Raw genomic sequence first — 22534 nt, 5'->3', positions numbered from 1 at the left:
AATCTCTCCTTTCCGCACAGTATTGTATTATTACTTTATCATATTTGATTCGCTCGTATGGCAAACCAGCACGGATGAAGCCTTATGTGGTAACTACTTTACCCACATAAGTAGCTAAAAGCTACCTACTTTGTCGACACAGTGTAAGAACGGCTAATTAGCATATACCTACTTCAAACGTATGTGTATGTTCGATAAGCACAACGCGGTTGACGACGATAGAGATGAATCGGGCCTTTCAGACACTCTAAACGCAGATAGACGTGGTAAAGTACACCTTAACAGGCGGAGTTTCTTCCAGTTCGGGTTGTCAGCGGTAACTGCAGCCGTCGGTGTCGGCAGCTTAGGTGTAAGCATCTCCGGTAAAGAGACCAACACCCACATGACGGATTTCAGCGAGTACGTGTAGCGAGTCCAGACCAGCATCCGAGTCTGTCGAGAGGGCCCGAATTGGGGGCTCCGTTTCGGTCCGAACCGCTGATATCGCCTCAATCCCGGAGAGTCGGCCGCGCGATGCGAGAGCGGGTCGTGGTCGACAGTGTCAACCTCATCAACGCCGACCGCTGGACCCGCAACAGCTTCGAGGTCGTCGAACGTTAACAGAACGTGCTTGTTAATTTTCTCGCTGATACGTATTTCTCCGCTGGTTTCAGACTAGTTGTCAGACTACAGCAAACTAGGAACTGGTTCGCAATAGTGTCAACTTGTGTGCCATCAACTGCGTGTCGCGTACCTGTTCGCATGGCCTCCGAAAATCGCACAGTGGATTTGACAATCCCGCGTCAAACGATCGGTGTTAGCGGACATTTACTTTTGAGATGGGACCCCGTCTGACCGGTAATGGCCGACCGTCTGGTAGACAGACCGGGGTTTCTTGGCAGTGACCTCATCCTCATAGCGATACTGGGGTTGTCGATTACTGTACGGGGAGCCCTCGGTATCGAGACAGTATCGAGCGTGCTTCTCGGAGTATCGGCGATACTCTTCGCGCCGGGCTACGCGATAATCGCGCTCCTGTTCCCGAAGAGCGCGTCTCCAGGAAGCAGGACGTGGGCGAACGGAGAGATAACCATCGTCGAGCGGATGGTTCTCGGAATCGGAGTGAGCATCTTCCTCGTGCCGCTTCTCGGGATAGGGCTGGGCTACACACCGCTCGGGATGCAACCGACATTCTTCGTCACCCTCGTCGGTTCGGTGACGCTCCTCTTTACCGCGCTCGCGGCCGTCCGTAGGCAGACAATCCCGCCGTCGGAGCGATTTGACCCACGCGTACTCCACTGGACGTCTTCCCAACTCAAAGGGGTTCGTGACGGGTCCGTTGTTACCGTTCTTCTCGTCGTGGGACTGGTCATAGCGATGGCTGGCATCGGGGTGACAGCCGCGACCACCGACCCCGGTGAGGAGTTTACGGCCTTCTCCGTGACGACGGCTGACCCCACTGACTCGACCAGCGTCGCCGGTGACTACCCCGACGAAATCCTCCTCGAAGAAGACACGCAACTCCAAGTCGGCATCACCAACCGCGAGGGCGAGCAGACATCCTACACCGTCGTCGTCCTGCTGGAGTCCTTCGATGGCAAAGAGCGACAGAGTTCGTCGGAACTCGACCGGTACAGCGTCACGATTGTGGACGGTGGATCTGTCCAGCGGGCCCACACGGTCATCCCGGACCGCGTCGGCGAGGACCTCCGATTGACGTACCTCCTGTACAAAGGGGAGGTGTCGGCTGACACCGAACTGAACGCTGACTCGGCGTACCGGTCGGTCCATATCTGGGTGGACGTTCCCAGCGAGGGTACCTGAGAAGCTTACCTCGTCGGTGGAGAGCAGACTTCTCTTCAGCACACGGCCGCCGACAGCGATGTGGGTGCTGAGAATAGAGTCGAAACGATAGTCGACAGAACGACATCCCTAGCAGAGCAGTTTAGGGGACAGACGCACCGAACGGTCCCCGTACCAGAGCGATGGAAGACAGCATCAGTTTGCGGTCACTAGACGATTGCCACAATGCGCTGGAAAAGAATCCAGCCGACCACGAGCCATCCGAGTCGCTGTAGCCACCGGACCCACCGCCACCACGTGACACCCCGCTCACCCGGCGAAAATATCTCCCCGACGACGTGGAGCCAGACGAAACCAGCGAGGACGTAGGTCTGGACCGTAAAGAGGTCGAACTGTCTGAGCAGGAAGGGTGAAACGAGTAAGAAGCCGAGCACGCTGACGGCGAACAGACGAAACCGCCGTTCGTTTTCCGCTGCTGCAACTGCCTGCGGACCGTTTTGCAAGAAGCTCATTGTTTCCGCTTTTTTCGATCAGAATATAGTTAATCGCATCTTATGTTCTGAACCACACCGAGTCGAGCGGAAAGCGGAGAGAATCCGTGACGCCGGGGCTCTCGAGACGGTTTCGAGCGACCGTATGATGTGAAACAGCGTTAGAATATTCTCACCACTGCTCTCGTCGGAGTTCCCGGCGTGTGAGCCGGTGTCCCGGTGACCGTCGGCGCCACTACGTTCAGATAATGCGAGCTATAACAATGGGTCCCAGCGCGGACTCTATTCCTATGGACGGCGGGCGCGTGTACGACGCGGACGACCGGGTCGGTGGTACAGATAGCGACATCGGCACCCTGCGGTCGGGTCATCGAGTGTCGGCGGCGAATCGGGTAGTTAAGCGGGTGGGTCGCAGCCTGGAGTGCAGTAGACCCTTCGGACGACGGTGCGGTGAACGGAGATGAACAACAAGACACCGCGATGGCTGGCTCTGGTCGGACTGGTCTGTCTGCTCGGTGCAGTCGTGGTCGTCTATCTCGTGCCCGAGGCCAACCAGTACGAACTCTCGCTGTACGACGCCTACCCGCTGTACTTCTGGGCGTTACTCATTGGGTCGATGTTTCTGGGGACGATGGTCATCCTCGCTGACGCACGCCAATCCGAGGGTCGGTCGTGGCTGTTCGGACTCGCACTCGTCCTTCTCGCGGACACCATCCTCCTCCTGTTGCCGTACCTCCGTGGCTACAAGCTCTGGGGACGCGGTGACACGCTCAGCCACATAGGTTTCGCCCGTGACATCGTGGCAGATGGCGACATCGGGGCAAACATCTACCCACCTATCCACCTCCTCATGGTGGCTATCTCGGAGGCGGCGGGAATCGAACTCGCGGTGACGACGCTCTTTCTCCCATTCGTGTTCTCGGTGGTGTACCTTGGCGGAATGTTCTATCTCCTCCGGACGCTGTTTGGCGACCGGACACAGGTCCTCTACGGTCTCGTGTTCGTGTTACTGCCGATACTCGGCCCCGCGCACACCATGCTACGACCGTTCGACATGAGTCTCGCGCTCGTTCCGCTCGTTTTGTACCTGTTTGTCAAGAGCCAGCGATCGCCAACCACCGCAGTCCGAGCAGTGTTCGTCTTCGCGCTCGTTGGTTTCGTCTTCTATCACCCACTGACTGCACTCTTTGGGATCATTCTGTTCTTCCTCTACGTGGGTGGGCGGTACGCGCCGCGAGTACGTGAGCAGTTCGCTTCACCGACGAACTTCGTCTCGCTGTCCGTCGCCGTCTTCGCTATCTGGTACACGAACTATGCAGGGATCATCCTCAGGTTCAACAGGCTCTACGAGACGCTGTTTGGGTCCAGCGGCGGGAGTGCGCCGATATCCGGGTACACACAGACGGCTCAGGAGGCATCCCCGGCGCTCATCGACTTAGTTCGCGTTGCCTTCTTTAAGTACGGTATCGAAGGCGTGCTGTTCGGGCTCGGGTTCGCCTTCATCGGCCTCCTGTTATTACTTATCCGACAGGGTGACTACGCCATCACGACGTACGACACGATGCTCGCCGGCTCGATGGCCCTGTTCAGTCTGGGCGGTCTCGCATTCCTCGTCCTTCCCCTCATCGTCCCGCACGAACGGCCGTTCCAGATAGCGAAGATCACTGCGGTCATCCTCAGTGGACAGCTGTTTTTGATGACGTGGGATGTCGTCGGCTGGCAGCGTCACACCTCCCTGTTCGAGACTGGGTTCCGGGCTACGACTGCCGTCGTTTTGCTCCTCGTCATCTCGCTATCAGTGTTCACTCTCTACCCCGCACCGCTCCAATCTGAGAGCAACGAGCAGGTCACCGAGATGGAACTGTCAGGCACGAAGTGGCTGACCGAACACGGGACGGCGACCAACCGGTTCCTTGAGTTCGACATGCGATACTACCGCTTCTACCATGCTCAGTATGGCATCGGCACGCACCCCTTCGAGGGCGGGTCGAGCGCGATGGCACCGCCTCCGCACTTCAATTACACCGAGTACGGGACGCTCGGGCAGAGTTATGAGACGGATCAGTACATGCTTATCACTCGGAAAGGGCGCATCGTCTACCCACAGGGCTTCCCCGATTACTCCGGTCTGTGGCGATACGATCCCGCGGATTTCGAGCAGATCGAACGGGACACTACGATCCACCGAACCTACGACAACGGCGACGTGCAGCTGTACTATGTGGATGGTGTCGGGAACATGACGACAGAAGCGACCGGCCCGGTTACTGCGGGCTGAACCGCAGTCCGGAAAGCGAAATTTCCGTCTCGTCGACGGCCGCACTGCTCGGCATCGCCCCGGCGGTCTCAACGGCGGCCGACCCGGACGGAATCGGTCGGTGTCGACGCCGTTGGGAACGATCTCCGTCTTCTCCGCCAGCGAGTCGCCGTAGGTCTCGACGCGAGTCACCCAGCGTCTCCGTCATGACGGCGATTCTATCGGCTATCTGGAGGGCGAGCGCTGGAATCGTCGACCTGAACTCGATGTAGCCGAGCGAGATGGAGGTGTCTATCCAGAGGTCGCTGACGTCGACCAGCCACGGCTTCCCGAGTAAACTGGCAAGCAGTCCGGGGGCACTGGTCGATATCGGCGTCGTCGTCACGGCATCGTACCGGCGGACGTTGAGCAGTAGCCACAGCATCGCGTGGACCTCGAAAAGGAAATAGTAGGCCAGTCGCCGGACAGTCCCGGGATTCGCGACCTGCGGTTGCCACGTTCAAAGACAGTGGACGGTTACTTCCTCACGGGATTCGGTTGATCGTTGCTCGACGGACCGGTCGAACGACCAGGGCGGGTACGTCGGCGGCAGGGTCAGCACCGTCACAAACCACTTGGTGTCGACGAAGTTCGACGCCATGTCACCGATACGTGCGGCGTTCCCTCCCTTGTCAGGCGGATACCGCTGTGTGACGAAGACGACGCGCTTTCCCTTGGCCATCATGGCGGTGTATGCGAACTGAAGATAGCTGGTACGCTAGTACCCACAGTCGTGTACGTGGTGGTCATTCGGTCTGGAGTAGGACGCAAGGGAATTATGAAGTTCATACTGGTCCGGTTGTACCGGCATCGGGGAGTGACTGAAGTAAAATGCACGACGTCGGGTAGAACGGGGACCGTTTCCGTGGGTTCTTCCAGAGGGCCGCCTACAGTTGCTGTGACGCGTGGCCGACGAGATTCTGCGTGTCGTTGACCGTCAGCGTCATCTCGTCAACGTTCCCGCGAACGCGGAGCACGTGCGTGTAGTTGGCGTCGCTCCCACTGACGCCGGTACTCTCAGTGGCGACGACGGAGCCATTCCGTCGGAGCGTAGAGATGACCTTGTCGAGGTTCCCATCGCTGTCGGCGACAGCCCACTCGATCTGATACTGGTGCCAACCGGTGCTACTCTGGTCGATCACGTCGAACTGCTCGATGGTCGGTGCCTCGTTACTTGTCGTCGAAGTCTGGAAGCCAACCGGATTCCCAGTGACCGAGTCGGGGTCAGTGGCGACGGCTCTGAACTCGTGGTCGGTGTCGGCCTCAAGACCCGAGATGTCCGTCGTGAACTCACCGGTAGCCGAGACGGTCTGACGCCCGTCGGCGGTCCACGTATTGGACCCGACCGGGCGCCACTCGAATCCGACCGTGGCGTCACTAGCCCCGCTGAGACTCGTTACGTCGCCGACGAGCGTCGCAGTCGACTCCGTCACGTTCCGTGCATCGACAGTGGAGATGGCAAGCGGGTTGTCAACGGTGACGCCGACGGACGCCGTCGCCGCGTTGCTCGCACTGTCCGTCGCTCGCGCAGTCAGCGTGTGACTGCCGTCGGCGAGCGTTGTCGTGTCGAGACTGGTCTCGTAGTAGCCGGTGTCTGCGTTGTAGCTCGTGGCGGTCCAGTCACCGCCGTCCACGCGGTACTCGACCGCTAGCGATCCGGTACTGTCCGCTTCATCGCCCGCAGCGACCTGCAGGCCGACCGTCTCTGTCACCGTCGCTCCGTCGGAAGGTGTTGCCCATGAGATAGTGGGTGCGGCGTCAGTTTCCACCATCTCGGCGGTGGCCCCGCCGGTGGCGACGCTGATGGTGTCCGTCTCGACCAGTCCGGGGTCGAACGAGCCGAGTCCGACCCACCCGCTTTTGAGACTCGAGTCGGAGAGTTCGACATCCCAGCCAGACGGCTCGCTCTCGCTGGCCGGCCACACCTTCGCCTGTATAGTCGTGCCCGTTGCGCGGAACCGGCGGTAGAAGAAGGTATCCTCGGCAGGTGTACCGAACCGCTGGAGAGTCGTCGAATTACCGTTGACGTACTTGCCCACTCGGAAAGCGTCGTTACGGTCCTCTATCTCGATCCAGTAGCCGTTCTCGTTCCCCTCGGACCCGGAGCCACGAAGGAAGAGGCGTGCGTGGAAGCCGCGATTCGTCTCAGGATTGATTGTCGGGACCCGGAAGCGGTCAACGACTTCGACATCGGCGTGCGTTCCCGCCGCGTCACAGGAGATGGCGAAGCGGTCCCGGGTCCCAGCAGTATTCTCGAACGCGAGGGCGTGCCCGCCGACGAAGCTGTCGCCGGAGGAGACGGTCCAGTCGTCGGTCGTACTGATCCACTGGGGCGTCCAGTCGGCAAAGAGCGCGCCGGCAACGACATCAACCGTGGCTGTGGACTTGTCCCCGTCGCTGTCTGTTGCCCGTGCTGTCAGCGTGTGACTGCCGTTCGACAGTGTCGATGCGTCTAGACTGGCCTCAAAGTAGGTGGTGTCGCTGTTGTAGTCGGTGCTCACCCAGCTGTTGCCGTCGACGTTGTACTCCACGGTCACGGCGTCGGGGCTGTCTTCATGATTGCTGGCGGCTATTTGGAGGGTCACGCTCCCGCCTAGAACTGTGCCGTCGCTCGGAGACTGCCACGCGACGCTGGGGCCGCTAGAGCCGGCACTCGCCGTGTTGATGCCGACGTCGTCTTTCGTCGGGACAGACGGCGCGAACGGTTCTTTGCCCGGCTCGTCCGTCCCGATGCTGAGGCCGCCGGTGTCACCGAGTCCGGCGTTGTTCGCCCGTCGGACGGTCCCGATAGAACCATCGGCGTTCGGCGCACTGAATACCGCCGCGTCCGAATCGTGGACCGACAGGCGGTCGATGGAGACGTGGGCCAATGCACCGTCGGCGTCGTCGCGCAGGACCGAGTCACGGCCCGGATCCCGGGCTGCGTTGTGGATGGCCACCATGTCGCCTTGCAGTTGCAGCGGATAGTTCCGGGCCTCTACTGCGTGTCGGTTGCAGTTGTGGAACTCAACGTTGTCGAGAACGAGCGTCGGTGTCTCCGACTGGTTATTGGAGATGCGACGGGCCATCGCGCGGCCGTGGAAGTCACCCGAAGCGGTGAGGTTGTCTTCCAGCCACTGCGAGTACGACTCCATGTAGGAGTTTCGCAGTTCTATCCTGTTGCCGGCAGAAATCTTGAACACACCCGTCCCGAGCGAGCGCCCCCAGCAGTTCTTAAGAACTACGTTCCCAGCGCCCGCGTGGATGTCGACGACTTCGCCGGACCCACGGCGGAACAGACAGCTGTCGATGGTGATGGTGTCTCCCGACGGCGGTTGGAGCGCGAGGTGGTGACTTACCCGGTCGCCGCCAGAGTCGTTCTCCAGGGCGATAGCAGTTTCTTCGATAGTGCAGCGCTCGAGACGGCCGTCGCCGTTTTCGATCCGGATGCCCATGGTGTACTGTCCACGGACCCAGACATTCGAGAAGTTGAACGTGCCCGCTCCCTCACACTTCGCTCCGATACCACCGTTCCCGTTAGATACGAGGTTACCGAGATTTTCGTAGTTCCCGTCGAGTTTCACGTTATCGACCGAGACGGTGCCGTGATTTACGCCTTCAGACCACTCGAAAATAGTGCAGTTCTGACTGTCCGAGACGTGCTCTGACACGCCGATTACCGATTGCTCGGGTCCGTCACCGGTAATCGAGATACCGCTCGGCTCGCGGCCTCCAAAAGCGGTGAACCGTCCAATGTCGTCACCGATGTAGTAGATGTTGGCGGGGATGTAAACAGTCCCGCCGGCCCCAGCCGCGTCGGCAGCGTTTATTATCGCGTGCAGGTTCTTCCGGGCAGCCGAGAGACTCGGGTCGTCGGGATTCGGTACGGCACCGTGGTCTTCGATGTTTTCGACGCTCATTGGCTGTATACGCTGGAGTTCGTCGCGTGCGTCTGCTCGGTGCTACTGCTGGCCGTGGCGCCCGGTCCGCCGGTACTGAGCGCCGTGGCGATTGCGGCTGCGCCGAGCTGGAGGTTACTTCGTCGGTTAAGTAGTTCTTTCTCTCGGTCTGTCGTGTCCTCGATAGCTGGAATGTCCGCGGACGACTGCTCGTTGTGTGCCAAATTGCGTGTCATGCGATCCGTAGTCTCTTCCTACTCATTTTAAGTATTGTTACCACAATATATTCACAACTTGATGGCTTTATCACATGGAAATCAGAGAGTGCGGTACAGTCAGTTTGAGTTGCCTTAATTTTGTGATGGAAAAACCCAGCTCAGGCGTATGTTATATTGGACATTACGATTACGACGCACCGAATCGTGCATCTGTTAATATGGCCTTACCGGCATCTGAGCGTCTGGAGCAGGCAGAGTTCCTGTCGCGAGATGACTATCGGTTGGCCCGGAACGACCGGAAAATGTACGTCACTACCTGCTTATCGGGCGCGTCGCTGTGGGTACGTCGATCTGCATATCTATAGTAAGAGACTACTGAAGTGTCGCTAAAGCAAGATTTCGATATGGTGAATCCAAACGTTCTCCTCGTGGTGATGGACGCGACCCGAGCCGACCACACGTCCGTCCACGGGTATGAAAGAGACACAACACCGAACCTCGTGGAACTAGCGGCAGACGGTTATCAGTTCGACAACGCCTTTTCGGCTGCTCCATGGACCCCACCCTCGCACGGTTCGATATTCGGCGGTGTCCATCCAACGACTCACGGCTTTCTCGACATCGGGATGCCGTACCGACCACCTCACCCGCCGCTCGCCGAACGCCTCCAAGAAGAGGGGTACTACACCTTCGGCGCAGTCCAGAACTCTAACATCACCAGTGAGACCGAACTGACAAGAGGTTTCGAGGACTACTGTGATCTCTATCGACTGCCGTTCGTCCCAGAGACGTTCGAGGAACTTCGCTCGTACTACCTCGACCTCGTTCCCGGGTACGTCCGCATGGCGTGGGAGATGCGCGTCGGTGACCGGAAACCCGGGGAGTATCTCACGAGCGAGTATATAAAGACCCGGATTCGACGTTCCGCCGGTACACAATCGTTTTTTGGGTTCATCAACCTACTCGCACCACACACGAAGTATGCTCCCCCGAAGTCCTATCGGAGAGAGTTCAACCGTGGACCCCATCCCGACACTGACGACGAACTCGTGACCGAGATGTCCCACAACGGTGGCTACCGGTACATGGCGGGTGAGGTAGAGCCCAGCGAAGCCGACTGGGCGGCCCTCACGGACCTGTATGACGGGGAGATCGCGTTCGCCGACGCGATACTCGGGAAACTACTGGACACACTGAAGAAGGCCGGTGTGTACGACGAGACGCTCGTGATTGTCACAGGCGACCATGGCGAACACTTCGGCGAGCACGAACTGGCGTACCATCAGTTCAGCCTCTTCGACGAGTTGCTTCACGTCCCGTTAGTGGTAAAGCCGCCGGGGACGAGTACGGGTCATCGCGTCGAGGACATGGTTTCACTCGTCGATATCTATCCCACCGTTCTCTCGGAGCTAGAGTTAGACGTCCCGAAGACCATCGAGGGACAGAACCTGTTCGATGACCGGGGCCGTGAGGCTGTGTTTGCCGAGTTCGGCGATCCGGTGACTGGAATCTCAACGCTTAAGAACCATACCGCAGACCCCGACGAGGAACTACTCGCAGAACTGGACCACGCGCTCCAGTGTGCCCGGACCACTGACGAAAAATACCTCCGCGTCCACGGCGGCGAGGACAAAGTGTACGACGTCGGGTCCGGCTACCCAAAGGACACGCTCAAACATACCGGTCGACGCGAGAGACTCGCCCAACTGGTATCAGAACGACTCGGTGACGACCTGGGTGTAGAGACGGTGGACCCGGAAGACCCGAAGATAGTCGAGAACCTCAAAGCGCTCGGATATCGGTAGTGCCGTCTAGATACGCAGCCGACGTTCGCCGCTCGACCTGCAGCGACTCCTTGTCGATAGCATCTACTTACTGGGAATACCTAAATACTAACACAATTTCGTCGTCCACTGACGACCGATGAAGCATCAGAATACTACGTATGAAGCGAGGGACCGGGGTGAGGGGCTTCACGAGGATGCCGCCGCTCACGACGAGTTCCATCAACAGACTACTCCTACCCATTTCTCCCCTGAAGTTGCGAAATATGCACTGACGCAGTGCGTTACACGAGCGAACATGAGACAAATCAGGCCGGTTCGGCACCGGCTATACCGAAGAGACTGTTCGAGTTACTCGACCAGTATATACTCGGCAGGAAGAACGTACTCAATGTCGGCTGTGGCAACGGCCAGTTTTCAGCCCTCAATGGCCGGCCAGGGCTCTCCAGAAGCGACAACTATCGCCAGACAGCAACCGGCCGCCTGAAGATATCGTCTGCCTGCCGACTGGAGAACAGCAGACTACAGGTACTTTGTCGGGCAATACGACGAAGTCCACGCCGAACGGTTCACACTCTCCTACGGGTCAAAGAGATTTGTAAACAGACCATCGGCTAGCAGGACTGTCCACTCTCGGTCCGTGCTGGTCTGTACGCGGCGTAGAAAGTTGCGACGTGCTTCTCCGCGTTCCGGGTCACGACGGAGTATTCGCTCGACATCGTCGGTTGAGTCGAAAAGCACTGACCCGTGGTGCCAACCGAATCCAGGCACACAATCCACTCACACAGAGACAACGTGTTCTTGGAGGAACTGCTCGTAGTCATCGATGATCGACGCCGGGGCGAACTCGCCGGCCCGGTGTTCGATTACCGACGAGTCGACCGGGTTCTCTAGCGTCTCCTCAACGGCCCGCGCGAGTGCGTTCGCGTCACCGACCGGGACCAATGGCCCGTACTCCCCGTCTGCCAGTATCTCGCGTGGCCCGGCTGGGCAGTCTGTCGCGACTATCGGACAGCCACAGGCGAACGCCTCTATCATGACGGTTGGGAGCCCCTCGTACCGCGAGGAGAGCAAGTAGACGTCGGCCTGTCGCATGTACCGGTACGGGTTCTCCACGTAGCCCGGCAGGGAAAGGGCGTCTTCGATGCCGTGCTGTTCGGCCAGTTCGCGTATCTTGTCGGTCTGTGACCCTTTTCCGGCGACGACTCCCCGAACCTGGGGGTTGCGCACGTGAACCTGTTCGAAGGCAGCCAGCCACGTCTCAAGATCCTTCTGTCGCTCGTGACGTCCGACGAACAGGACAACCGGCACGTCTTCGTCCTCTATCCACGGGTGGTCGACCGGCTCGCGGGCGCGCGCTCGAATCGTTTCTACATCGACAGGGTTGTACAGCACCGAAACGTCGTCGGGGTCGATGGGCGTATGTTCCGCGAGACTCTCTGCGACGCCACCCGAGACGGCAACGACCTGTTCGGCCGACGGGTACAGCCGTTCGGCCAGTCGGCGGACAACGCGAGCCTTTGAACTCGGGTCTGGCTGAACCCGGAACGCCTTGTGGTGTGTCGGGAAAATCGGCACCTCGGCGTCAACGAAGCGCCGGGCGGCGAGACAGACAACGCTGACGTGGGCCAGATGGGGGAAGAGTGCGGCGGGTTGTTCACGGTCCAGATACTCCACGAGAGCTGGGACATGCGAGGCGACACCAAGACCTGTCACGGTGTCTGGCCCGAACTCCACCACGTCGACCTGTGGGGAGAGTTCCGACTGTAACTCCCCGGTGGCACGCGAGAGCAACAGTTCCACGTCGTAACCGCGTTCGGCGAGTCCGTTGATGATCGTGACGGTGACCTGTTCGGCGCCGCCGAGCGAGAGGTCCGGGATGAAAAACGCGAGGTGTGAACCCAGCTCGGCGGCCGTCACTGGCGTCGACTCGCTCGTCGGTTCGATGGCACCCGTGTCGTCGCCCGACAGCACTGTCGCTCGCTCGCCTTCGGTTGTCGAAGCCTGCTCGCCGGGCGGTTTGCTGGAGGTCATTCGTTCTCACCTCGTCTGGTCGAGAGTTGGTTAGTTGGCTACTACCGGCGTCACTCGACGACGTAACCTAAGTCTGCGAGCTGGCTTTTTACATCGTCATCGAACTCACGGTGGTCACCGGAGTCAAGGGGTTGTCCGTGCTCGTCCATCCACACATCAAACGTCGTTTCGAACCGCTCGACTACGCCGGGGTAGTCATCGCTCACATCCTCACTCTCGTCGGGCAATCGGTACAGCATCGACCCGTCAGTGCCGGTGACGAACTTCCACTCGTCAGTACGAAGCATCGTGACCATCCCGGCCAGTACGTGTTCGTGCTCGTAGTCGGGTTCGAACTCCCGGACGGCAGAGAGCGTCTTCTCTCTGGTCTCGTCGCCGCGCTGGGCGACCACCGTCTCTCGGGGCCCCTCAGTGAGTTCCGCTCCGTGCATCCCGTCGGTGTCGACGTCGAGTTCTGAGAGGATCATCTGCATTACGTCCGCGTGCTGTGCGTTCGCCATTGCCGCGTCAACGACAGCTTCCGACCCCCGGACTGCCAGCGGGACCTGAACGAGTGCGTCGTGAAGGACAAGTTTGTGAGAATAAAGGCCGAGTTCTCCCAGCAAATCGCCGTGGTCGGCGGTAATCACGACTATCGTGTCGTCACCGAGGCCGAGGTTGTCGACGTACGAGAGTAGTCCGGCGACGAGAGCGTCGACCTGTGCCACCTGTGCGTCGTACATATTATCGAGAGCCGTCGCCGCCTCGGGGTCATCGATAGGTCCCTCGGCGATTCGCTCGTAGACGTCCCTGGAGTTCGAGAGAGCCAGTTCGGCCGCCTCGTCGGCCGACATCGGTAGGTCGTCGGCGAACGTCTCCCGGTACTTCGGAGAGGGGAAGTACGGGTGGTGCAAGCCGTAGTAGTGGGCGGCAAGGAAGAATGGGTCGTCGCCCTCGGCACCATCCTGCAGGCGGTCTTTCACGATCTCGTTGAGCAGGTAGTCCGGATTGTGTCGCTGTCGTTCGAGCGTGAATCCCCCGGAGAAGGTTCGAAGGTTCCGCACGAACGAGAGCGACCCGCGAACACCGGCCTCTCTGGCGAGCTCGGTACCGTTGACGAAGTCGAACCGGTCGAACCCGCGGTGTGTCCCCGTGCTCTCCGAAAAAAAGGGGTTCGCGGAGATGCCGATGGTCTCGAACCCGGCCTCGGAAAGTCGCTCGGCGACGGTCGGAATCGAGTCGGGGAGCACCTCGTTGTGGCTCCCCAACCCGTGCATCGAAGGGTACGTGCCGGTCATCATCGACGCGACGGAGGGCTGTGACCAGAGGGCGTGAGAGAAGCAAGACCCAGCGTACCCGTCGTCCCGTCGTCCGATTCGCTCAAGCGTCGGGGTCGTCTCTCTGTCGTAGCCACCGATGGAGGTCCGGTCCCCCCGAACGCTGTCGAAAGTCAGCCAGACGAAGTTAGTGGCACCCATCATATCCACTCACCGCTGTTTCCATCATTAGTATGGGTTTGCTACCCGAGGTCGCTCCACCAATACCAGTCATCCGAGCAGAGACGCTACTTTCGATATCTGTTTCCGGACGACTGTCACCGGCTTGTAGGTCCACTTCCCGCCGAGGGAGGGTAGCAGGTGCGGGTACAGTGGGCGATACAGCGGATTTGCCGCGAACCCGCGCCAGAAGTACTTGCGCGCTTCCTCGTACTCGTCGGCACGGACGGCGGTCCGCGCGAGGTTCAGTCGCAGTGATGCGAGGAACGCCCGCCGGTAGTACCAGCCGTACTCCGCTGCCAGCGGTTCGTGTTTTTCCACGAACATCGGATAAGTGACATCGCGCTGGGTCTGGAAGTCTCTGGTGATGCGGTCGGCGTGGCCGACGCGCCGATAGGTAAGTATCTCCGGAATCGGCTTAAACTCGCAGTACTGGGCGATGCGAAAGAGCCACTCGCGGTCTTGCCAGGACGGGAACCGTTCGTCGGGCAAGCCGGCCTCGTCGATGACAGACGACCGGACCATGATAGAGGAGAACTGGCCGAACTCCTTGCCCTCGAGCAGGTCGGTTACCACGTCCCCCTCAACAGACGGGATCATCTTCGTCGTGCCGTCTGCGCCCTCTGTCTGCTTGCCGTTGTAGACGAGGCCGACGTTCTCGCCGCCGGTCAGGAACGCATTGACACCCCGTGCGATTTTCTCCTCGTGCCACCAGTCGTCGTCGTCTAGGAAGGCGATGAACTCACCAGTGGCCGACCGAATCCCGTTATTCCGGGCGACATTCGCCCCCCGATTCTCGTTGTGACGAATGAACGTCACGGACTCAAGGTTCTCGAAGGGAATCCCCTCCTCGTCTATTGTCTCGGTGATGGGAATGGACGAACCGTCGTCGACGACGAACAACTCGATGTTGTCGTAGGTCTGTTCGGCGACGCTCCGAAGAGCATCTTCGAGGTACTCGTCTCGACCGTAGGTCGGCACCACCACACTCACTAGCGGCCAGGTGTCTCGGTTGGGGGGTTCGGTCAAGGCAGTCATCCTTCCGTCGTCTGTCGCGGTGGCAACCAATTAAGTAATAGACGGCTACTTGATCCGCAGTTGACGGCGATCGCTCACCGGTAGCGGGTTGATTCCGACGGCGTTTCTGGACGGGACGTTCGGCTCCATGGGCGCAGCCCGTTGATGCTGTGAGCCTATCTCGATACGACCGGTCGAGCCGATACCGCTCGTGTGCTGCTGATAGAGCGTATCGACGACGCCACGAGACGACGGGCAGTCGAAGACGAGTCCCTGAACTCTGTCGGTTATCATGGTGCCGATGTCGAACTCGAAGTACGACTGTGGATCGGTCGATTCCCGCCAGACGTACGACTCGTCAGAGCCGTTCATGTTGACATTTCGAATCCGTATCGGGCCGTTTCGACCCCCGCGTAACCGCCAGTGTTTCCCGTTTCGGAGGTTCACTGCCCGCCGGAGCATGTTTCGGGCCTCGACGTTCTCTAGTACGTACGTGGTCCCGTTCCCCGGCCCCGAAATCTGTTTGAGGAAGCCACGTCCGTGGCGCTCCTGTTCTATCGCGCCCTGATTCATCGCCGACTCGAGTTCCGGTGTGTGGGCCTGATAGAAGACGTTCGAGAGGTGGACCTCCTGCATCCCTTTCTCCTTGATAAGGGTATCACCGATACCCGTGGCAAAGCAATTCTGGATGAGTACGGATCCGAAGCCGTCGGACCTGCTGAAGTCGATGACGTTCCCCGAAATCAGTTCGAACCGCGAGTTCGTTACAGTCAACCGTCGGCCGGCTGGGACCGTCGGTCCGAGAGCGTGGCCGAGGGCGCTCCCGTCGGCCTGGTTGACACGTCCGATGCCGATGTTGCGGAACGTGCTCTGGTCGACGGTGAGTCTAAAGTCGCTCGAACCGCTCGCCGTCAGCCCGAGCGCCTGGATATTCCGGAGACGGAAGTTCTGGAGCGTGAAGTTCGCGGTCGTGTCGCCTTCGATGTCGATGCCCCACTGGCGCGTCCCACTGTCGAAGGCCATGTTCTGGTAGTTGCCATCGTAGGTGAGATCGCGCCAGACGACGTCTCCGTGGTCGGTTCCGCCCACGTAACTAATCTCGTTACCACCACCCTGTTCCAGCGTGTCTTTCTGGAAGACGAGGAAGGTCAGGTCCGGGCCTTCGCCGACGAACCCGAGTCCAGCCGCGCCCAGTTCGGCCCCGGCCTTTCCGGGGTTCAGGAACTCGGGTTCGTCTCTCTTCCCGACGTACCACTTGCCCGGCGGGAGATACACCGTGCTGGTGTCCGCGGCGGTGGATGCACGATGGATGGCTGCGACGTTCTCCTCCGCGGCCTCCGGTGTGTCTACACCAACGGTTCCGCCGTGGTCGGCGATACTCTCGGTACCGTCGGGTGGGCCGCGGAACTGCGGCGGGTTCGACGGTTCCACGCTAGTCGGTCGCTCTTCAGTTGGTGGTTCCTGTCGGAAGGGTTGGTTCTGGGAGAGATACCACCCGGTGAGCACCGTGCCCCCGGCCGTCCCTACGAGGCCGAGGAGTTCTCGACGGCTGAGCTTACGTTGCTGTTCGTCGTCAGTCACGAATTGATCCTGAAGAGATATTCACAGTTCGTCCCACACCGTGGAACTGCCAGCAGGTATCGAACACATTTAGTCACCTCTGAGTTTATCCATGGGTGGCTTTGTTAGTCAGTGCTTACCGACTGACGTGAGGTGGATGCTGCCATTGGTTGTCCGAGTAGCCGTCTGTACGTTTCGACGACCGTCGAAGTGACGGCGTCCGGAGAGAACCGTTCCTCGATGAAGCTTCGAGTCTCGTATCCCTCCCCGTCGAGGGCGTCGGCGATACCGTTTGCAAGTGCGCTGCCGTTGCCGGGTGGGACGAGGACGCCCCGTCCGTCGCCCAGGAGTTCGGGAATGCCGCCGACGTTACTCCCGACGGCGGTGGTGTCACAGGCCATCCCCTCAAGTAAAGCGATGGGGTAGTCCGAGGGGCCGTCAGTGGTAGTAAACGGCATCGCGATAACGTCGGCGTTCGCGAGCAGGTTCGGCATGTCGTCGATGATGCCGAGCATCTCGGTGTCGTCGGCCAAACCCTCTTGTTCGAGCATGGACCAGACTTCCTCCCGGCGCTCATTCTGGCCGGGGATGTGGCGTTCGGTGGTGACGATAGCCTGAAAGTCCCGTCCCTCCGCGCGCAGTTCTCCGAGCGCGCGCACTAGGTGTCGAATTCCCTTCGTCGGGTGGAGATTACCGACGAACAGCACTGTCGGCTTGTCGTCTGCCAGTTCCACGCTGGTCGGCTTCGCCAGATCCGGACGGTACGTCTCCGTGTCGATGATGGGCGGGACGAACGTCGTCGGTTCGACGCCGTGACGCTGGAGCGACGACTCAACATTCCGGGTCATCGCGAAGACGTGGCCGACGCTGTTGAGCGTCAATCGCGCCGGCAGCGGCGAGGAGAGTTTCTTGTCGATACGGTTCAGCTTCTCTTCAGGGATGGGACAGTAGAGCGTGTGTACGACTGGGATGTCCAGTATCCCACCGACGGCCGCTGCGACAGATGCCAGCACGGAGAACCCCGAGTGGCTGTGGATGACATCGATCTCATGACTCCGGCAGTACGAGAGGAGTTCGCGTGCGGAGTCATAGAATGTCTGGACGCCGTCAAGCAGTCCCGGGTGCTGTGCCGTCGCGTCGAAGATGCGATGGCGTGCCCAGTCAGGCAGTTCCACGTCATCCGGTCGTTCACTATCCCAGTTCCGGGGTGCGATAGTCACGATGTGGATGTTGTGGCCCTCGTCGGCGAGACTCTCGGATAACTGAATCGCGGTGTTGACCGAGCCGCCGATGTAGACGCTCCCACTTGACGGGGCAAGCTGATTCCCGAACATACAGATATCCACCGATTGCATCCTTCTCTCCACAGGATGGCTCTCACGTATAAAGATATACAGCAGTTACCAGACTGTGACGATTCGGTGCCCGAATATCTACCCCCGACGCAGACTGGCAATCGGTTCATACTTTGCCCACCCCACGGCTAGGCAGTAGTTTCTGAGGTGGGAGAGAGACGATTGTCGTCGCGGTCGTTGTCTCGATATGGTCGAGACAGCCGAAGCGAGACAGGTGAGTCGAGTGGCATTCTCGCTGCTGTTTCCTGAGCTTGGCTTCGATGTTGCCGCCAACGGTACGTATCCGAGCGAAGACTCGCTGGAAGTCCCTACTCGGATTGCCTTCGGCAACGAGTTCGCAAACGCTGGCGCGAAAGCGTACCAACTTGCTTGCGGTGACGACGTAGACGTCAGGGCCGGGCCACGGAATCCACTCGCTCGAGCACTGGTGTACCACTTTCGTGGGCTCGACACGGAGGCGATCGAACTGATCGTCGACTGCCTCCGCGACGCCATGTTCAACGAAGCAGCCTGCAACCGCCGGTTCACACGACCCCTCAACGTTTTGATCGACATTCACCACCATTTCTGTTAGGTGACCAATCGCGACGCCACTCGTGACATCACTAATCCACTTGCAGAAGCCTACCGTCGCTGCTGGGGCATCGAAACGTCTTACCGGAAAGTGACGTATTTACTCGCTAAAACGCCGTCATAGACGTTCTCTGTGCGGTTTTTCTACTTTCTGTTTGCTGTGGTGCTCTACAACCTGTGAATGTTGCCGAACCTGCTGCTCCGGCAGTTTTTCGACCCTATTCGGAGCGGATAGCATCCCACGTGGCAGCTGACCCGGGCTGTCTCCCGAGTCAGTACACCACTGGCTACTGGCAAACTGCCAGAACACTCCTTGTGGTTCTTGACCTGCAGACACCATCTTCACTTTTTTGAAGGAGGTTAATTCTGGGAGGTACCGATAGCTAACTCGCACTCAACAGTTCTCGCAGTTGAATCAGCAACTACTGATCGAGCCACGGAATAGGTATCTGCCACATAATTTTTGTAACCCACGCTGACTCTCCACGCGTTCGATGTACTCAGTGCTAGCCGGGACGACAAACCATCCAGACTCTATCAATCCGTATCAGGGGCTGTTCAACTACCGCAGTCTTCGCGCGCTCGCACAGTCAGGACCGTCGGTTGACGCTGTCGCACCGCGGCCGTTCGCCCCGCCCGTCGGGCCGTACTCCTCTTACTCGTCTATCTCCTCGGTCGAAGACTGGGGGTCGTACTCGGTTCATCACCCTCGAATCTGGTATCTCATCCCCAAACGGGCCTTCTACAGCGTGGCCGGCGTGTCCTACGCCAACCGTATCCCGGAGTACGTCTCGAAGACGTTCGACCGTCCGGACGTAATTCACGCCTGCCACCTCTACCCCGATGGCTACGGTTTGCTTCCCTACGCCCGTGCCAACGACGTGCCGCTGTTCGTGGTCTGTCATGGGAGCAGACTCAACTCCATGGGTGACCATCCGCCGGGAGTCGAACCGAGGGTTCGAGAGACGTTAGACGCGGCAACGGGCGTCCTCTGTGTGAGTGACGCCCTCGCCGAGAAAGCCAGCCGTTGCACCGACGCGTCGAAAGTCGAGACGGTCCCAATCGGTGCCGACCCCGCGAACTTCCCGGTTGACCAGCGCGAGCGGTTGCGCGAGGAACTTGACATCGACCTCGATGCGACCGTCGTGCTGTTCGTCGGCCAGTTCTACGAGCGAAAGGGCATCGGTGAGATAACTGATCTCCTCCCTGACCTGAACCTCGACGACACCGTGTTCGTCTTTGTCGGACAGGGCGGGTCCATGGAAGAGGAACTGCGCGTAGCACTCACTGAGAGCGACTTCTCCGCCCGGCACATCTACACCGGCATCACCACGCTGGCCCTCCGGCGGTGGTTCGCGCTTGCCGACCTCTACTTCCTGCCGAGTCACTCCGAAGGACGGCCAACCGCGATATACGAGGCCATGGCGAGTAAGACAGCCGTGCTCGGTACCGAAGTCGGTGGCGTCCCCGAACAGGTCGTCGACGGCGAGACTGGGCGACTGATTCCACCGAAAGACGTCGGGGCCATCGAGTCTGCCCTCCAAGAGTTGACCGCCGACCGCGAAGTGCTCTGGGAGATGGGCAAAGCCGGGTGTCGGCGACTGCGCGAGAAGAACTGGACGTGGGCCGACCACGCCGAGCGTATCAAGGAAGTCCACCGCGCGGCCATCGAGTAACTCTTCGACTCGAGCCGATAATGATAGTCGCAGGGGTTCTCTCAGCTCAGCGACGAGAACATCGAGCGGAGATTTTCTTCTATCGCCCACTCGAAGCGCGTCGCGAACAGGGCCACGAGCGCCATGTAAACGATAGCGCCCGTGGTCACGAGCGTCGCAAACTCCAGCACGCCGGCTTCAAGCGGGAGCTGCTGGTCGAGCCAGACGACCGCAACGAACATCCCACCGCTACAGACGAGCGGATAGAACAGTTGCTTCACGAACCGCTTGTAAGATCCCTGGATAGTCTTGACGATAATATAGGTGTCTATCGGCAATATCGGGAAGATGTATATTCCCGTGATAAGCAACCCCGTGCCCTCGATTCCGAATCTGTTCGTCACCGGGATTATCAACAGGGCTATGAGCCCCACTCTGAGTAACGCCAGTTTCGTCAGATAGTCGGGGCGGCCGACGGCCTTCCACACCGGCCCCATCGTCTTCCCGACTGCGCGCATGAGACCGTACGCGGTCAGAATCTGCATGGCGGTCACCATCGGCAGCCACTGTTCGCCCATGAAAGTCTCGACGAACGTCGGAGCGATGGCGGCGATTCCGAACGCTGCTGGAAAGGTCAGAAAAGCCGTCATCTGCAGTGTCCGGTAGTAGGCCTCCCGCATAGCGGCGATGTCATCCTGTAACGTCGAGAACGCAGGGAAAGTGACACTCGAGATGACCTGCGATATTTCGGTCGCGGGCGCGTTCGACATCCGATAGGCCGTCTGGTAAAACCCCAGCGCTGTCGAGGTGAGTAACCACCCGACGACGACGTCGTCACCTTCTGTGTACAGGAAATAGAGGATGGTGTTGCTCGTTATCCATTTCCCGTAGTCGATGAGTTCTTTCGCCCGGTCGAGTTCGAATGACGGCCACGGCCGGTAGTCGTGTGCGTAGTACGAGAAGACGAACTTTGCGAAACGAGAGGCGACGAGTCCTGCGATGAGCGCCCAGACGGTCGGAGAGACGAGTGCCCACCCGAGGGAGACGACGAACCGCGACACCGACCCGCTCATCCGATAGGCAAACTCCTTGTGGAAGTTGAGGTTCTTCTTGAAGTAGACGATAGCCGGGTTCCGCAGGGCTGAAAACAGCGGAGTTATCGCCACGACCCGAACGACATCGGTCGCCCGGGGTTCACTGAAGACGGAGCCGATGAGTGGCGCAACGGCAAGTAACACCACCGCGATGACGGCACCCCGGACCAACTGGAGTACCCACATCGTGTTCATGTACTCGTCGACATTCTTCTCTTTGTTCTGGATGACCGCCGCGTTGAGCCCCAACTTTGAGAACTTCCGGAGACCGCTGAGGACGAGCAGGGCGATGCCCATCAGCCCGAAATCGGCCGGATCAAGCAGATTCGCGAGGATGATGACGAGGAGTATCTGCAGGCCCCGAGAGAGTACGTTCATAGCACCCATCCACGCCCCACTTTTGACTGTCTGTTCGAGTGTATCGCCCTTCGGTAACATCCGGACGAGGAACTTACGCAGTCGATTTTTCATCTATTACCCCTCCCACAGTAATTCACTGGAGACTGGTTGTCACATATTACCGGTTCTGTATCGATATATCCGAATCGTATCATACGATTCTTGCCTTGTTTCTGTTCGGGCCACCTACCCTATCAGTAGCCGTGTCCTATACCACAGGCACAGCGTTTCTAATTAGTTGACTTCACACCGCGGAGCCTGTCATAGAAATCCATCCAAGGGAGGCCACAGGGATTGAAAACTGTGTCCAGTAGCACCAAGATCCTGCAAAACGCAGCTTCGGTTAACGAGTTCTTGAATACAGCGGCTACCGATCCAGTTCCGCTGTTTGAGCATCTTGAGTTTGATTTCCTGCTGGAGTACGATGTGTTCGTCTCCGCTCCGCCGGCATGGCCGCGTACCCGATTCCGGTGCCCGGAGAGGACTGAAACGCTCCGCCGGTGATACCTCCAGCCGCCGGCCCGCCGCAACAAACGCGAGTAGCACGGTCATGGCCCCGATAGAAAGCTGAAACAGACTGGTGGTCGCGCCGAACGACAGCAGGACTAACCCAAGCCCCACCAGCGGAACCAGACAAACACTGGCCCCGACCGAGAGAACGAACCGCTCACCGGGTGATATTTGCCCTCCTCGGTCCTCGAACAGCCCCGCCTCAGATGCACGGCGTGGGAAAAGAAGAGAAACTAGAGCATACCCCGGCGCGACAAGCACCGCTCCCAGCCCCAGAACAGCCTGCATGGACGACTGTCCGGCGTATCCTTGAGCAGCGGCGAGGTGTCAGAGGCCGAGGAGTGCGACCAGCAACAGATCGGCCGGGAGTGCATCCGCTTCGATGCCTGCGTCTGCGTCAGTTGCCATTGTCG

At 59.4% G+C, this 22534-nt stretch carries 17 protein-coding genes and 2 pseudogenes; 7 read left to right on the top strand and 12 right to left on the bottom strand.

The window, feature by feature from the left end; genetic code table 11:
• Positions 1–187: 187 nt before the first annotated feature.
• Both IEY38_RS13445 and IEY38_RS13440 read left to right on the top strand, forming a co-directional pair.
• Entirely contained in the window at positions 188–409 is a 222-nt protein-coding gene (locus tag IEY38_RS13445; RefSeq protein ID WP_229775304.1) for a hypothetical protein, read from the top strand.
• Positions 410–840: 431 nt separating this feature from the next.
• Positions 841–1803, top strand: coding sequence for a DUF1616 domain-containing protein (locus IEY38_RS13440; protein WP_188978566.1), 963 nt, complete (start codon positions 841–843; stop codon positions 1801–1803).
• A gap of 188 nt (positions 1804–1991) precedes the next feature.
• On the opposite strand, the gene IEY38_RS13435 is transcribed toward IEY38_RS13440, so the two are convergent.
• The gene (locus tag IEY38_RS13435; RefSeq protein ID WP_188978564.1) at positions 1992–2294 is read right to left on the bottom strand and encodes a hypothetical protein; all 303 of its coding nucleotides are present in this window, start codon (positions 2292–2294) and stop codon (positions 1992–1994) included.
• A gap of 439 nt (positions 2295–2733) precedes the next feature.
• Between IEY38_RS13435 and IEY38_RS13430 the strand changes: the two genes are divergently transcribed.
• Positions 2734–4551, top strand: a complete 1818-nt coding sequence (locus tag IEY38_RS13430) for a hypothetical protein (protein WP_188978562.1) — start codon at positions 2734–2736, stop codon at positions 4549–4551.
• On the opposite strand, the gene IEY38_RS13425 is transcribed toward IEY38_RS13430, so the two are convergent.
• The 4 genes from IEY38_RS13425 to IEY38_RS13410 form a co-directional block, all read right to left on the bottom strand.
• Positions 4538–4954, bottom strand: coding sequence for a hypothetical protein (locus IEY38_RS13425; protein WP_188978560.1), 417 nt, complete (start codon positions 4952–4954; stop codon positions 4538–4540). The two genes, IEY38_RS13430 and IEY38_RS13425, sit on opposite strands and share 14 nt — an antisense overlap.
• A 75-nt stretch (positions 4955–5029) precedes the next feature.
• Positions 5030–5251: a hypothetical protein gene (locus tag IEY38_RS13420; protein ID WP_188978558.1), complete on the bottom strand. Its 222-nt coding sequence runs from the start codon at positions 5249–5251 to the stop codon at positions 5030–5032.
• Positions 5252–5456: 205 nt separating this feature from the next.
• Positions 5457–8468: an Ig-like domain-containing protein gene (locus IEY38_RS13415; RefSeq protein ID WP_188978556.1), complete on the bottom strand. Its 3012-nt coding sequence runs from the start codon at positions 8466–8468 to the stop codon at positions 5457–5459.
• Positions 8465–8683: a hypothetical protein gene (locus tag IEY38_RS13410; RefSeq protein WP_188978554.1), complete on the bottom strand. Its 219-nt coding sequence runs from the start codon at positions 8681–8683 to the stop codon at positions 8465–8467. Before IEY38_RS13410 ends, IEY38_RS13415 begins: the two co-directional genes overlap by 4 nt.
• A gap of 386 nt (positions 8684–9069) precedes the next feature.
• Between IEY38_RS13410 and IEY38_RS13405 the strand changes: the two genes are divergently transcribed.
• Positions 9070–10470 (top strand): sulfatase, encoded by a 1401-nt coding sequence (locus IEY38_RS13405; protein ID WP_188978551.1) that lies wholly within the window; start codon positions 9070–9072, stop codon positions 10468–10470.
• Positions 10471–11229: 759 nt separating this feature from the next.
• On the opposite strand, the gene IEY38_RS13400 is transcribed toward IEY38_RS13405, so the two are convergent.
• The 5 genes from IEY38_RS13400 to IEY38_RS13380 all read right to left on the bottom strand — a co-directional run bounded on the left by IEY38_RS13400 (position 11230) and on the right by IEY38_RS13380 (position 17869).
• The gene (locus IEY38_RS13400) at positions 11230–12483 is read right to left on the bottom strand and encodes a glycosyltransferase (protein WP_188978549.1); all 1254 of its coding nucleotides are present in this window, start codon (positions 12481–12483) and stop codon (positions 11230–11232) included.
• Positions 12484–12533: 50 nt separating this feature from the next.
• A complete protein-coding gene (locus IEY38_RS13395) occupies positions 12534–13943 on the bottom strand; it encodes a sulfatase (protein ID WP_188978547.1) in 1410 nt (469 codons plus the stop codon).
• Positions 13944–14009: 66 nt separating this feature from the next.
• Positions 14010–14951: a glycosyltransferase family 2 protein gene (locus IEY38_RS13390; protein ID WP_229775303.1), complete on the bottom strand. Its 942-nt coding sequence runs from the start codon at positions 14949–14951 to the stop codon at positions 14010–14012.
• A gap of 90 nt (positions 14952–15041) precedes the next feature.
• Positions 15042–16556, bottom strand: coding sequence for a hypothetical protein (locus tag IEY38_RS13385; RefSeq protein ID WP_188978543.1), 1515 nt, complete (start codon positions 16554–16556; stop codon positions 15042–15044).
• A 104-nt stretch (positions 16557–16660) separates the two neighbouring features.
• Positions 16661–17869, bottom strand: a complete 1209-nt coding sequence (locus tag IEY38_RS13380) for a glycosyltransferase family 4 protein (RefSeq protein ID WP_188978541.1) — start codon at positions 17867–17869, stop codon at positions 16661–16663.
• Between the two features lie 208 nt (positions 17870–18077).
• On the opposite strand from IEY38_RS13380, the gene IEY38_RS13375 reads away from it, so the two are divergent.
• Complete coding sequence (locus tag IEY38_RS13375; RefSeq protein ID WP_188978539.1) at positions 18078–18464, top strand: hypothetical protein; 387 nt, start codon at positions 18078–18080, stop codon at positions 18462–18464.
• A 493-nt stretch (positions 18465–18957) separates the two neighbouring features.
• On the top strand, positions 18958–20139 hold the full coding sequence (locus tag IEY38_RS13370; protein ID WP_188978537.1) for a glycosyltransferase: 1182 nt from the start codon (positions 18958–18960) through the stop codon (positions 20137–20139).
• Positions 20140–20180: 41 nt separating this feature from the next.
• Here the strand turns inward: IEY38_RS13370 and IEY38_RS13365 are convergent, their stop codons facing one another.
• Positions 20181–21683, bottom strand: a complete 1503-nt coding sequence (locus IEY38_RS13365) for a lipopolysaccharide biosynthesis protein (protein ID WP_188978535.1) — start codon at positions 21681–21683, stop codon at positions 20181–20183.
• Positions 21684–21914: 231 nt separating this feature from the next.
• On the opposite strand from IEY38_RS13365, the pseudogene IEY38_RS13360 reads away from it, so the two are divergent.
• A pseudogene (locus tag IEY38_RS13360) lies at positions 21915–22088 on the top strand (IS5/IS1182 family transposase); the annotation flags it as partial.
• Between the two features lie 57 nt (positions 22089–22145).
• Here the strand turns inward: IEY38_RS13360 and IEY38_RS21265 are convergent.
• Positions 22146–22409: pseudogene (locus IEY38_RS21265) on the bottom strand (DUF1616 domain-containing protein); the annotation flags it as partial.
• Positions 22410–22534: the final 125 nt, after the last annotated feature.

The sequence above is a fragment of the Haloarcula sebkhae genome (assembly GCF_014647415.1).
In the GTDB taxonomy this organism is placed as follows: Archaea; Halobacteriota; Halobacteria; order Halobacteriales; family Haloarculaceae; genus Haloarcula; species Haloarcula sebkhae.
Note: the sequence above shows the minus strand (reverse complement) of the source record. Positions and strands in the feature narration are given on the sequence as shown.